A 13324-nucleotide genomic window follows, 5' to 3' on the forward strand; every position below is an offset into this window, starting at 1 on the left:
ACCGAGATTCTTACTGGTTTTCAGCGATTTGTGAAGGATTTTTTTCAAACCGCTTCACCGCCGACACTTCAACCAGACCACTGCAAAAACCGTTCTGTTGGTGGAGGTAAGCGGGATCGAACCGCTGACCTCTTGCATGCCATGCAAGCGCTCTCCCAGCTGAGCTATACCCCCTTGCAGAACAGAAACGAGATTATAGAGAGCACCCCAGAGTTTGTAAATACCCTTTTTATCGGAATCGCAAAAATTTTCATCCCGCGACTCCCTCGAAAGCCGGCCGGAAATACCGGCCCGCTCCGAGGCGCTCCCTCACCTCAAACAGCGAGGCGCGAGATTACGACATTTCGATCCAGCAGGGCAAGCACCGCGTCGAGCGAGGGCGTATGCGTGGTGCCCACCACCAGCAGGCGCACCGGCATCGCCAGTTGCGGCATCTTCAGGCCATGCTCGGCGAGGGTGGCCTTCAGCGCGGCCGCGATGCCTTCCTTGCTCCACTCGGCCGTCTTCAACGCCTCGGCAAGACCCGCGAGCGCCGGCTTGACCGCATCGGTGACGCGCTGCGCGAGTTCTTCCGCATCCGGCGTCGGCACGCGATAGAACATCGCCGCGCCGTCGACGATCTCCTTCACGGTGGAAGCGCGATCCTTCATCAGGCCGATCACCGCGGGCAGGTCCGCGCCGTTCGCGAGCGTCGCCTCGTCGATGCCGAGCGCGGCGAAGAAGGGCTTGGCCAGTTCGGCCAGGCGTGCGTTGTCGGCTTCCTTGATGTAGTGGTTGTTGAGCCAGTTGAGCTTGTTGTGGTCATACTGCGCCGGCGACTTGCCCAGGTGCTCGAGGTCGAACCAGGACACGAACTGCTCGCGCGAGAAGATCTCGGCATCACCGTGCGACCAGCCCAGCCGCGCCAGGTAGTTGAGCACCGCCTCGGGCAGGTAGCCCGCGTCGCGATAGCCCATCACGCTCATCGCGCCGTGGCGCTTGCTCATCTTCTCGCCCTGCTCGTTCAGCACGGTCGGCAGGTGCGCGTAGACCGGCACCTCGCCGCCCAGCGCGCGCAGGATGTTGATCTGGCGCGGCGTGTTGTTGACGTGGTCGTCACCGCGGATCACGTGGGTGATCCGCATGTCGAGGTCGTCCACCACCACGCAGAAGTTGTAGGTCGGCGTGCCGTCGGGACGCGCGATCACCAGGTCGTCGAGCTCCTCGTTGGAGATCTCGATCCTGCCCTTCACCGCGTCGTCCCACACCACCGAGCCCGTCAGCGGATTGCGAAAGCGCAGCACCGGCTGCACGCCGGCCGGCGGCTCGGGCAGCACCTTGCCCGGCTCCGGGCGCCAGGTGCCGTCGTAGCGCGGCTTCTCGCCGGCCTCGCGCTGGCGCTCGCGCAGCGCATCCAGCTCCTCGGTCGACATGTAGCAGGGATAGACCAGGCCCTTCTCGAGCATCTGCGCGAGCACCTCGCGATAGCGGTCCATGCGCTGCATCTGGTAGAACGGGCCCTCGTCGAAATCGAGATCGAGCCACTTCATGCCCTCGAGGATCGCGTCGACCGAAGCCTCCGACGAACGTTCGAGATCCGTGTCCTCGATGCGCAGCACGAAGGCGCCCTGGGTGCTGCGCGCGAAGGCCCAGGGATAGAGGGCCGAACGGATGTTGCCGAGGTGGATGAAGCCGGTCGGGCTCGGAGCGAAGCGGGTACGGACAGGACGGGTCATGGACGGTAACTCGATGGCCGCTCGCGCGGCCCGGATGGCAAACGACGCGGCGACGGCGCGCGGCGGGCGATACGGCCGGACGCGGTCGGCGGCGGGAAGAAAGATCGGGAATTATAACCGCCGACGACGCGCTTCCGGGCATGCCCCCGGCCGTTCGGCCAGGCCGCGGCGCCCTGCACGCAGGCCCGCCGTGCGACATGACAGGCGCTCGCGGCCCCGCCCCGGGCCCCTTCGCACAAGCTTCGCGCGTCTTCGCCGCCCGCTTGTGCCGCCGCCCGGCCGCTTGCTTTATGATGTGCGCGCCGCGGCAGGTCCGCCGCGCGCAAGGCCGCCCGCGCGCCCGCTCGGCACGCGCCGCCTCGCCCTTCGCCGCGCCCTCGCGCGCGGCCGCCCCAGTCTGCCGGAGAAAGCCCCGATGTCGTCGTCCCCCCGCCTGTCCCGTCGCCAGTTTTCCCTGGCCGCGATGTCCGCGTCGCTGGCCGCGTGCACCTCGTTCGGCGGCAAGTCCGATGCCGGCAAGACGCCCCCGCCGCCGGTGGCGGCCACCCAACCGCGCCGGCCGCTGAAGGTCGGCATCGCGCTGGGCGGCGGTGCCGCGCGCGGCTTCGCGCATATCGGCGTGCTCAAGGCGCTGGAGGCACGCAGCATCCCGATCGACCTGGTGGCCGGCACCAGCGCGGGTTCGGTGGTCGGCTCGCTGTACGCCTCGGGGCTGAACGCCTTCGACCTCAACAAGCTGGCGCTCACCATGGACGAGGCCTCGATCAGCGACTGGGCCCTGCCCTGGCGCTCGCGCGGCCTGCTGATGGGCGTGGCGCTGCAGAACTACATCAACAAGACGCTCAACAACCGGCCGATCGAGAAGATGACGCGTCCGCTGGGCATCGTCGCCACCGACCTGCAGAGCGGCCAGCCGATCCTGTTCCAGCGCGGCAACACGGGCCTGGCGGTGCGCGCCTCGAGCAGCGTGCCCTCGGTGTTCGAGCCGGTGCGCATCGGCAGCCGCGAGTACGTCGACGGCGGCCTGGTGAGCCCGGTGCCGGCCTCGTTCGCGCGCAAGATGGGCGCCGACTTCGTGATCGCCGTCGACATCTCGGCGCGCCCCGAGGGCGCCGCCACCGGCAACCCGATCGAGCTGCTGCTGCAGACCTTCACGATCATGGGCCAGACCATCAAGGCCTACGAGCTCGACAAGTACGCCGACGTGGTGATCCGCCCGAACCTGGCGGCGATGAGCGCGAGCGACTTCACGCAGCGCAACGCGGCGATCCTGGCCGGCGAGGAAGCGGCCGCGAAGATCATGCCGGAGCTGCAGGGCAAGCTGGCGGCCGCGCAGGCACGCGCGAGCGCCTGAGGGCGCCTGTCGGGGCGCCCCGGGCCGCCTCGGACCTCGCCTCGGACCTCGCCTGCCGCCACCAGCGCCCTCCAGGGCGCCTCGCGGCCCGGCACGCGGCGCTCACCCCGCCCGGCCCGCCGCCATCCCCTTTCGGAAGCCCCAAAGCAAAAACCCCGGCTCCTTGCGGAAGCCGGGGTCGGCCATGCTTGCCTGCCGCGGTGAGGCGATCAGTTGCCCGGCGTGAAATCCGCCGCGTTGCCGCCGATCGTCGCGCTCACGCGCTGGCGCAGGTCGTCGGGCTTGGTCGGGAATTCCGACTCGAGCCGGCGCGCGCCGGTGAAGCGCTTTTCCCAGTAGCTGCTGTCGAGATCGTCGACGCGGATCGTGCTGCCCGTCGAGGGCGAGTGCACGAACTTGTTGTCGCCGATATAGATGCCCACGTGCGAGAAGGTGCGGCGCATGGTGTTAAAGAACACCAGGTCGCCCGGCTTGAGCTCGCTCATGCGGACCTTCTCGCCGACGCGGCTCATTTCCTCGGCGCGGCGCGGCAGCGACATGCCGAGCGTGTCCTGGAACACGTAGCGCACGAAGCCGCTGCAATCGAGACCCGAATCGGGGGAATTGCCGCCCCAGCGGTAGCGCACGCCGATCATGTTCAGCGCGCCGACCACCACGTCGCCGGCCTTGCCGGCCATGCCGGAGAGGAACGACTTGGCGCCGCCCGTGCTGGCTGCCGGGGCGCTGGCTTGCGGATTCTGGGTGGAGGAATTCGACCCGGACTGGGTCGAGAATGCGACATTCTGATTAAAACTGCCGGCTTCGTCGGCGAACGCGCCGGGAGCCGCAGCAATCAGGACGCCGACAAACAGCCCGGCGACGGCGCGCGTACATACCTGGGTGAGGGAGCGGTGCTGCATCGGTCGGTAATTTTGTGCTTAAAAATCAGGTGATTGCCGGAAATTTCGGTCGATACTAGCCAGACGGTATTTGTTTGTCAAAATGAATTGAAAAATTCAATCAATATCTGCACATCATTGGGGCAGCCCCGGCTGGCCGACCGCGGCCAGGAGTTTGCGCGTATACGGATGTGACGGTTGCGTGAAAATTTTACCGACTTCCCCGCTCTCGACGATTTCCCCGCCCTGCATCACCGCCACCCGGTGCGCCATCGCGCCGATCACTTCCAGGTCGTGGCTGATGAACACGTAGCCGAGGTTGTACTTGCGCTGCAGGTTGGCGAGCAGCTTCAGCACCTGCTGCTGGATCGACACGTCGAGCGCGCTGGTGGGCTCGTCGAGCACCAGGATGCTGGGCTCCAGCACCAGCGCGCGGGCGATCGCGATGCGCTGGCGCTGGCCGCCCGAGAACTCGTGCGGGTAGCGATGCAGCACCGTGCGATCGAGCCCGACCTCGCGCAGCACCGCCGTCACGCGCTCGCGCAACGCCTCGGCGGACAGCTCGGGCCGGTGCAGGGCCAGCCCCTCGCCGACGATGCGCTCGATGGTATGGCGCGGCGAGAGCGAGCCGAACGGATCCTGGAACACCACCTGCATGCGCGCGCGCAGGCGCCGCGCGTCGGCGCCGCGCCAGCTCGCCAGCGGGCGGCCGTCGAATTCGATCCGGCCGGCCTCGATGCGCTGCAGGCCGAGCAGGGCCATCGCCAGGGTCGACTTGCCCGAGCCCGATTCGCCCACCACCCCGAGCGTCTCGCCCTGCCGCACCGACACGCTGACCTGTTTCACCGCCGTGAAGCGCCCGCTGCGGAACCACCCCGCCAGGCCCGGCAACTTCTGCCGAAAGCCGACCGTCACCTCGCGCGCGTCGAGCATCACCGGCGCGATCGGCAGCACCGGCGCGGCGGTGCGCTGCGGCCGGCTGTTCAGCAGCTTGCGCGTGTAGGGATGCTCGGGCTCGGCGAAGATCCGCTCCACCTCGCCGCTCTCCACCAGCCTGCCCTTCTCCATCACCGCCACGCGCTGCGCGAAGCGGCGCACCAGGTTCAGGTCGTGCGTGATCAGCAGGATCGACATGCCGCGCGTGAGCTCGGCGTCGCGCTGCAGGTCCAGCAGCAGCTCGACGATCTGCGCGCGGATCGTCACGTCGAGCGCGGTGGTCGGCTCGTCGGCCAGCAACAGGCGCGGCCGGCAGGCCAGCGCCATCGCGATCATGGCGCGCTGGCGCTGGCCGCCGGAAAGCTGGTGCGGATAGCTGTCGACGCGCCGCTCGGGCTCGGCGATGCCGGTGCGCCCCAGCAGCGCGATGGCACGCGCGCGCGCCTCGCGCCTGGAAACCCCATCGTGCAGCACGATGGTCTCGACGATCTGGTCGCCTACCGTGTAGAGCGGATTGAGCGCCGTCATCGGCTCCTGGAAGATCATCGCGATCTGCGCGCCGCGCAGGCCGCGCATGGCGCGCTCGCTGGCCGCGCCGAGCTCGCGTCCGTCGAAGCGGATGCGCCCGCCCTGCTCGGCGTCGCGCAGCAGGCGCAGGATCGCCAGCGCGGTCACGCTCTTGCCGGAGCCCGACTCGCCCACCAGGGCCACGCGCTCGCCGCGGCCGATCGTCAGCGAGACGTCGTCGACGGCCAGCGTGTCGCCGAAGCTCACGCGCAGGTGTTCGATCGACAGCAGCGGCTCGCCCGGCGCCGCCGCGCCGCCGGCCCGATCGCTTGCACCCGCGCCCTGCCCCGGCGCTTGCGGGGCGCTCCCCGGGCCTGTCAGGCCCGCTCGTTCCGGTTGATCCGCCTGCGCCTGCAGCACCGGGCGCTTCGCTCCCAGCGCCGGCTTCATCGCGCACCTCCGGCCGCGCGCGAGGTATCGGCCACGCGCGAATCGAGCGCGTTGCGCAGCGCATCGCCCATGAAGGTCAGCAGCAGCAGCGTGAACACCAGCACGATGAAGGTCGCCAGCGAGATCCACCAGGCGTCGAGATTGGCCTTGCCCTGCGAAAGCAGCTCGCCCAGGCTCGGCGTGGGCGGCGGCACGCCCAGGCCGAGGAAGTCGAGGCTGGTCAGCGCCAGGATCGAGCCGCTCATGCGAAACGGCAGGAAGGTGATGACGGGCGTGAGGCTGTTGGGCAGCACGTGGCGCCAGATGATCTGCCAGTTCGACAGGCCCATCGCGCGCGCGGCGCGCACGTAGTCCTGGGTGCGGTTGCGCAGGAACTCGGCGCGCACGTAGTCGGCCAGGCCGATCCAGCCGAACAGCGAGAGCAGCACGATCAGCAGCAGGAAGCTGGGCTCGAAGATCGAGGCGAAGATGATCAGCAGGTAGAGCTCGGGCATCGAGCTCCAGATCTCGATCAGGCGCTGCCCGACGATGTCGATGCGCCCGCCGTAGAAGCCCTGCACCGCGCCGGCCAGGATCCCCAGCACGGTGCCGATCAGGGTCAGCACCAGCGCGAACTCGACCGACACGCAGAAGCCGTAGACCAGCCGCGCGAGCAGGTCGCGCCCTTGCGCGTCGGTGCCCAGCCAGTTGTCGCGCGAGGGCGGTGCCGGGTTCGGCAGCGCCGAGAAATAGTTCAGCGTCGTGTAGGAATAGCGGTTCGGCGGATAGATCGCGAAGTTGCCCGGCGCGTCGATCCGCTTGCGCACGTAAGGGTCGAGGTAGTCGGCCGGGGTCGGGAAGTCGCCGCCGAAGGTGGTTTCGGCATAGTCCCTGGCGATCGGGAAGTACCAGTGGCCGTCGTAGCGCACCACCAGCGGCTTGTCGTTGGACCACAGCGGCGCGGCCAGGCTGATCGCGAAGGCGACCAGGAACACCACGAAGCTCCAGTAGCCCAGGCGCTGGCGGCGAAAGCGCTGCCAGACGCGGCGCGCGGGAGACGGCGAGACGCGCGCGCGGGCGGCGTCGACGCGGGAGGAAACGGCGGTTCGGCTCAACTCAGCGCTCCAGTTGGTCGAATTGGATCCGGGGGTCGACCCAGACGTAGCAGAGATCGGACACCAGCTTGGTGACCAGGCCGATCAGCGTGAACAGGTAGAGCGTGCCGAGCACCACCGGGTAGTCGCGGCGGATCACCGACTCGTAGGACAGCAGGCCCAGGCCGTCGAGCGAGAACAGCGTCTCGATCAGCAGGCTGCCCGAGAAGAAGGCGCCGATGAAGGCGGCCGGGAAGCCCACGATCAGCGGCAGCAGCGCGTTGCGGAACACGTGCTTCCAGAGCACGCGCCGCTCCGACAGGCCCTTGGCGCGCGCGGTCAGCACGTACTGCTTGCGGATCTCGTCGAGGAAGGCGTTCTTGGTGAGCATGGTGATCACCGCGAAGCTGCCCACCACCGAGGCCGTGATCGGCAGCACCAGGTGCCAGAGGTAGTCGGTGATCTTGGCGGCCAGGCTCAGCTGGGCGAAGTTGTCCGAGGTCAGGCCGCGCAGCGGGAACAACTGCCAGAACGAGCCGCCGCCGAACAGCACCAGCAGCAGCACGCCGAGCACGAAGCCGGGGATCGCGTAGCCGACCAGCACCGCCAGGCTCGAGGCCACGTCGAAGGGCGTGCCGTTGTAGACCGCCTTGGCGATGCCCAGCGGCACCGAGATCAGGTAGGTCAGCAGGAAGGTCCAGATGCCGATGCTGATCGACACCGGCAGCTTCGAGACCACCAGCGACCAGACGCTCTGGTGATGGAAGTAGCTCTGGCCCAGGTCGAAATGCGCGAAGCGTTCCAGCATCAGGCCGTAGCGCTCGATGGGCGGCTTGTCGAAGCCGTACAGCGCCTTGAGCTGGGCGAGCTGCTGCGGGTCCACGCCCGAGTAGGCGCGCATGCCGAACGGCACGTGGCCCTGCTCGGCGCCGCGGCGCAGTTCCTGCATCGCCTGTTCGACCGGGCCGCCCGGCACGAACTGGATCACCGCGAAGGTGATGGTCAGCACGCCGAGCAGGGTCGGGATCATCAGCAGCAGACGTTTGAGGATGTAGCTCCACATAGGCGGGATCGACCAGGCGGCGCGCGCGGCGCGGTTAGGGAAACAACGGGCGCGACGGCCGCGCGGGCCGTGCGCGAAGGGTGGCGCGATGGCGAGGCGAGCCGGCCGGATGCATGCCCACGGCTCAGTGCCCCGCCGCCGAGGCGGCATTCGCGGCATTCGCGGCGGGTTTCTCCCACCACATCGACACCACCCAGTCCTCCGCCGAATAGTACAGCGGCAGCGTCGCGGGATAGGCCAGCCGTCGCTGGTAGGCGACCCGGTGCATGGTGCTGTACCACTGCGGCACGGCATAGTAGCCGTGCATCAGCACGCGGTCGAGCGCGTGGGTGGCGTCGAGCAGTTGCTCGCGCGTCTGCGCCTGCACCAGGGTCTTCAGGATCGTGTCGACGGCCGGCGATTTCAGGCCGATCAGGTTGTCCGAGCCGGTCTGGTCGGCGTAGCGGCTGGCGTAGCGCAGCACCTGCTCGCTGCCCGGCACCTGCACGCCCGGGTAGCGGATCGTGGTCATGTCGTAGTCGAAGGCGTCGAGGCGCTTCTGCAGCAGGGCGAAGTCGGCGGTGCGAAAGCGCGCCTCGATGCCGAGCTTGGCGAGATTGCGCTGGTAGACGGCCGCCACCGGCTCCATCGAGCCGCCCGAATCGTCGAGGATCTCGAAGCGGAACGGCTCGCCGCGCGCGTTGCGCAGCGCGCCGTCGCGATAGGTCCAGCCGGCCTGGGCCAGCAGCGCGCGCGCCTGGAGCAGGTTGGCGCGCAGCGAACCCGGCGGATTGGTCGAGGGCTGCTCGGGCATCGGCCCGAACACGGCCGGATCCAGTTGCTTGCGCAACGGTTCCAGGATCGCCAGCTCGCCCTCGCCCGGCGTGCCGGTGGCCTGCAGCTCGGTATCGGCGAAATAGCTGTTCAGGCGCGTGTAGCCGCCGTAGAACAACTGGCGGTTCAGCCATTCGAAGTCGAAGGCCAGGTCCAGCGCCTGGCGCACGCGCACGTCCTGGAACAGCGGCCGGCGCAGGTTCATCATGAAACCCTGCATGCCCGCGCCGTTGTGCTGGCGGAACTCGTGCTTGATCAGCTCGCCGTTGTCGAAGCGCTTGCCGATGTCGCGCCGCACCCAGTTGCGCGCGATGTACTCGACCAGCACGTCGTATTCGCCGGCCTTGAAGGCCTCCAGGCGCGCCACCCCGTCGCCGTAGAGCTTGTAGACGATATGCGCGAAATTGTTGGTGCCCACCCGCACCGGCAGGTCGGCGCCCCAGTAATGCGGATCGCGCCGGTAGGTGATGTTGCGGCCGGTGTCGTAGCGCTCGATCAGGTAGGGGCCGCTGCCGATCGGCGGCTCGAAGGCCAACTGGTCGAACGCCACGTGGCTGCCGTCGGGCCTGGCGCCCCACTTGCGCGAGAACACGGGAATCGCGCCGGCGGTGAGCGGCAGCTCGCGGTCCGCGCGCGCGAACTCGAAGCGGATGGTGGCCGCGTCGACCACCACCGCGCGCTTGATCTCGGCGAAATAGGCCGCGTACTGAGGCGCGGCCTGCGGGCTCTTGAGCGTGTCGAACGAATACTTCACGTCGTCGGCCGTGACCGGGTCGCCGTTCGAGAAGCGCGCGCGCGCATTGAGATGGAAGGTGGCCGAGAGCCGGTCCGGGGCGATCGCCACGTCGTCGGCCAGCAGGCCATAGACGCTGGCCGGCTCGTCGGCGCTGCCCGTCATCAGGCTCTCGAACAGCAGGCCGATGCCGGGCGCGGGGTTGCCGCGCAGCGTGAAGGGGTTGAACTTGTCGAAGGTGGTGAGCCGGTTCGGATTGGCCAGCACCAGGGTGCCGCCCTTGGGCGCGTCCGGGTTCACGTAGTCGAAATGCTTGAAGCCGGGCGGATACTTCGGCTCGCCGTATTGCGCGATCGCATAGACGGCATGGGCGCAAGGCGCGGCCGCCACGGCGAACACGGCCAGCAAGGCGGCGATGGCGGCACGCGGGGCGCGGCTGAGCGCGGCGGCCCGGAACGACGGAATCGGCATGAAGGCGGAATCGCTCGTGGTTCGTTGGCGGTGTCGCGCATTCTACCGAGTCCGCTCCGCCAGGTGGGGCATTCGCCGTGCCGGGCCGGGGCGCCCTGCCCGTTGCGTCGTCGGGCGCGCAAAAGAAAACCGCCCTCGCGAGGGCGGTTTGTCATCAGCGGGCAGCTCGACGGCTCGGCAAACCTCTCCATAGAAGCGCCTTGCACCAGGCCGCGGCCCGGCGATCGTTCAATGACGCCAGCCCGGGCCATCGTGGCCGCCGTGCCAGCCGGGGCCGCCGTGCCAGCCGGGGCCGCCGCCATGCCAGCCCGGGCCGCCGCGCCAGCCGCCGCCGTGATGGCGATACCACTCGTCGCGGCCCCAGTAGCGGCGGCCATCCCAGTAGCGGTCACCGTGCCAGCCGATCACGATCGCGGGCGGCGGCGCATAAACGGGCGCCGGCTGATAGTAGACGGGCGGCGGCGGCGCATAGACGGGTGCCGGTGCGACATAGGCCGGAGCGCCGAGGTTGATGCCGACACTGACGCCCGCCATTGCCGCGCCCGACACGAACAGCGCAGCCAGACCGGTCACGAGCGAAGCAACACGCAAGCTTTTCATGGAGTCCCCTTCCGGTGGTTTCATTGAGTGATTCGACTATAGCGACTCGGGCCCCGCCCGCATATTTCCACTTTGTAAGAACTGATGCGCGGCATCGCGTGACATGCGCATCCCTAACGTCTTGTTACATTTCGCCGGACCCGGCCCCGGCCGGGGCGGCGAATGCGCGAGGATGCGGGTCGATGGAGGATCGCGGGGGGTGTCGAGCGCCATAGACGGCGCGCGTATTGTAGCGGCGAGCGTGCGAACGCGCGCCGGGGGCGCCGGCGCAAAGCCGGCGCAAAGCCGGCGCGATGGTCATTCAGTGTGGCCCGGCGCGCGACTCAGCGCGACTCAGCGCAACCAGGCGCCGTCGAGCAGCGCGTCGATCTCCTCGCGCGTCGGCGCGGTGGCCGGCCCGAAGCGCGTGACCGCCAGCGCGGCCGCCGCATTCGCGCGCCGCGCCGCGACCAGCGGCGCATGGCCCTCGGCGAGCGCGGCGAGCAGCACGCCGGTATGCGCGTCGCCGGCGCCGTTGCTGTCGATCGCCTCGACCTCGAAGGCCGCCACCCGCGCGGGCACGCCGTCGATCGACACCACGCAGCCCTGCTCGGCATCGCGCACGATCGCCAGCGCGCCGGCCGGCAGCCGCGCGGCGAGCTCGTCCAGCGCCGCCTCGACGCTCGCGCGGCCGGTGTGGCGCAGCGCCTCCTCGCGGTTGCCGGTCCAGATCCGCGTGCGCCGCATCACGCGCGAGAGCAGCGCCGACTCGATGCTGTCGACCAGCGGGCCGGGATCGAAGGCCACCACCACCGATTCGGGCAGCGTCTCGAGCCAGTCCGCCAGCAGCGCGCCCTTGTCGGGCACGCACAAGCCGTAGCCCGTCACATAGACGATGTCGCGCGGCGTCACCGCCAGCGCGTCGAGCACGTCACGCTCCAGCACCGCCTCGGCGCCGAGATGGGTGACGAAGGTGCGCTCGGTGCTGGCGTCGACGATCGCCACGCAGATGCCGGTATCGCGATCGAGCACGCGCGGCGCGGCCAGCTCGGCGCCCTCGGCGGCCAGCGCCTGGCGCGCCAGCTCGCCGAAGCGCCCGGTGCCGTGGCCGCCGGCATAGACGCAGGCCATGCCGCTGCGCCGCGCGGCCGCGATCACGTTGAAACCGCCGCCCACCTCGAAGCGCGCCTCGGAAGCCAGCACGTCGCCGCCGGGCGGCGGCAGCGCGCCCACGCGCATGATCAGGTCCACCAATACCTGTCCCGTATGAATCAGACGGGGAACTGCCAGACTCATGACATACGCTCCTGCAGACCACGATTGCGCCGCGCGCCGCCGAGCAGCGCATAGAGGCCGCCCGCGACGATGAAGGTGACGATCCAGCCCAGGCCGTTGCGGCCCAGCCAGCTGCCGGCGAAGGGCCCGTGGAAGCCGTGCTCGCCGCCGATCGACAGGAAGCTGAAGCCCAGCACGATGGCCAGCGCCCAGGCGCCGAACGCGCGCCATTGCACGCCGCCACGATACCAGTAGGCGCTGGCCGGGCTGACGTCGAGCAGGGCCTCGGGCCGGTAGCCGTCGCGGCCGGCCAGGTCGACGATGAAGATGCCGACCCAGGCCGTGATCGGCACCGCCAGCAGCGAGATGAAACCGATGAAGGGGCCGTAGAAGCTGCCCTCGATCAGCATGAAGTAGATCGAGCCGGTGGAGATCACCACGACGTCGACCACCACCGCCTGCACGCGCTTGACCTTCAGGCCCAGCGTGAGCGTGGTGAGCCCGGCCGAATAGACCGACAGGTAGTTCGACAGCAGCAGCCCGCCGAAGGCGGCGATCAGGTAGGGAATCGCCATCCAGTGGGGCAGCAGATCGCGGATCGCGGCGATCGGGTCGGTGGCCGAGGCGAGCTTGTCGTTGCCCACCGCGAGCAGCGCGCCGAGCGTGATCAGCAGGATCAGCGGGATGCCCGCGCCGAACGCGGCCGAGGCGACCAGCGAGCCGGCCTTCACCTCGCGCGCCTGGTAGCGCGACATGTCCGCGCCGGCGTTGGCCCAGCCGATGCCGGTGCCGCCCGCGATGGTGCCGATGCCGATGATCACCGCGCTGGCCGGCGCCGGGGCCGCCGCGAACACCGCGTGCCAGTCGATCGCCTGGGCCAGGAAGCCGGCCACCACCAGGTTCAGCGCGCCGAAGATCCAGGTCGACCACTTCTGGATCACCAGCAGGGTGGCATGGCCGAGGCCCGACACCACCAGGGTGGCCGCCACGAAGATCGCGATGAACAGCAGCGTGAGCAGCGGATGCGCCTTGGCCTCGGCCGAGCCGCCGAACACGATCGAGAACAGCGAGAGCAGCACGTAGGCGCCGGTGGTGGTGTTGACGGTTTCCCAGCCGAGCCGCGAGAGCAGCGAGACGATGGTCGGCCCGATGTTGCCGCGCACGCCGAACACCGCGCGCGAGAGCGTCAGGCTCGGCGCATGGCCGCGCCGCCCGGCGATCGAGATCACCCCGACCAGCGCGAACGAGCCGGCCGCGCCGACCACCGCCACCAGCATCGCCTGCCAGATCGCCAGGTGCTGGAAGGCCACCAGGGTGGCGCCCAGCGGCAGCGCCAGGATGCTGATGTTGGCGGCGAACCAGACCCAGAACAGTTGCAGCGGATGGCCGCGACACTCGTCGTCGGGTACCGGTTCGATGCCGCGCGCCTCGATCTTGCCGGCGTGCGCGGGGTTGCGGGACGAAGCCATCTGTCTGT

Annotated in this window: 10 protein-coding genes and 1 tRNA gene; 1 reads left to right on the forward strand and 10 read right to left on the reverse strand. The window is 69.3% G+C overall.

Features of this window, described 5'->3' with window-relative positions:
* Positions 1 to 98: 98 nt before the first annotated feature.
* Positions 99 to 174 (reverse strand) — tRNA-Ala (locus FB600_RS25200).
* 140 nt (positions 175 to 314) lie between these two features.
* A complete protein-coding gene (gltX, locus tag FB600_RS25205) occupies positions 315 to 1715 on the reverse strand; it encodes a glutamate--tRNA ligase (protein WP_096748615.1) in 1401 nt (466 codons plus the stop codon).
* Between the two features lie 415 nt (positions 1716 to 2130).
* On the opposite strand from gltX, the gene FB600_RS25210 reads away from it, so the two are divergent.
* Complete coding sequence (locus tag FB600_RS25210) at positions 2131 to 3069, forward strand: patatin-like phospholipase family protein (RefSeq protein ID WP_036039842.1); 939 nt, start codon at positions 2131 to 2133, stop codon at positions 3067 to 3069.
* Positions 3070 to 3278: 209 nt separating this feature from the next.
* On the opposite strand, the gene FB600_RS25215 is transcribed toward FB600_RS25210, so the two are convergent.
* From FB600_RS25215 to FB600_RS25250, 8 genes are all read right to left on the reverse strand, one after another.
* Positions 3279 to 3968, reverse strand: a complete 690-nt coding sequence (locus FB600_RS25215; protein WP_013698554.1) for a C40 family peptidase — start codon at positions 3966 to 3968, stop codon at positions 3279 to 3281.
* 114 nt (positions 3969 to 4082) lie between these two features.
* Positions 4083 to 5840, reverse strand: coding sequence for an ABC transporter ATP-binding protein (locus tag FB600_RS25220; RefSeq protein ID WP_244107731.1), 1758 nt, complete (start codon positions 5838 to 5840; stop codon positions 4083 to 4085).
* A complete protein-coding gene (locus FB600_RS25225; protein ID WP_013698556.1) occupies positions 5837 to 6934 on the reverse strand; it encodes an ABC transporter permease in 1098 nt (365 codons plus the stop codon). The genes FB600_RS25220 and FB600_RS25225 overlap by 4 nt, the downstream gene beginning before the upstream one ends.
* A gap of 1 nt (position 6935) precedes the next feature.
* Positions 6936 to 7976, reverse strand: coding sequence for a microcin C ABC transporter permease YejB (locus FB600_RS25230; protein ID WP_096748614.1), 1041 nt, complete (start codon positions 7974 to 7976; stop codon positions 6936 to 6938).
* Between the two features lie 124 nt (positions 7977 to 8100).
* Complete coding sequence (locus FB600_RS25235) at positions 8101 to 9993, reverse strand: extracellular solute-binding protein (RefSeq protein ID WP_186051711.1); 1893 nt, start codon at positions 9991 to 9993, stop codon at positions 8101 to 8103.
* 228 nt (positions 9994 to 10221) lie between these two features.
* Positions 10222 to 10593 carry a hypothetical protein gene (locus FB600_RS25240; RefSeq protein ID WP_096748613.1) on the reverse strand — a complete coding sequence of 124 codons (372 nt, stop codon included), beginning with the start codon at positions 10591 to 10593 and terminating at the stop codon, positions 10222 to 10224.
* A gap of 333 nt (positions 10594 to 10926) precedes the next feature.
* Positions 10927 to 11868, reverse strand: a complete 942-nt coding sequence (locus tag FB600_RS25245; protein ID WP_096748612.1) for a PfkB family carbohydrate kinase — start codon at positions 11866 to 11868, stop codon at positions 10927 to 10929.
* On the reverse strand, positions 11865 to 13316 hold the full coding sequence (locus tag FB600_RS25250; RefSeq protein ID WP_098153885.1) for a purine-cytosine permease family protein: 1452 nt from the start codon (positions 13314 to 13316) through the stop codon (positions 11865 to 11867). The genes FB600_RS25245 and FB600_RS25250 overlap by 4 nt, the downstream gene beginning before the upstream one ends.
* Between the last annotated feature and the right edge of the window lie 8 nt (positions 13317 to 13324).

The sequence above is a fragment of the Burkholderia sp. SJZ089 genome, from assembly GCF_007828315.1.
Lineage (GTDB): Bacteria > Pseudomonadota > Gammaproteobacteria > Burkholderiales > Burkholderiaceae > Burkholderia > Burkholderia gladioli.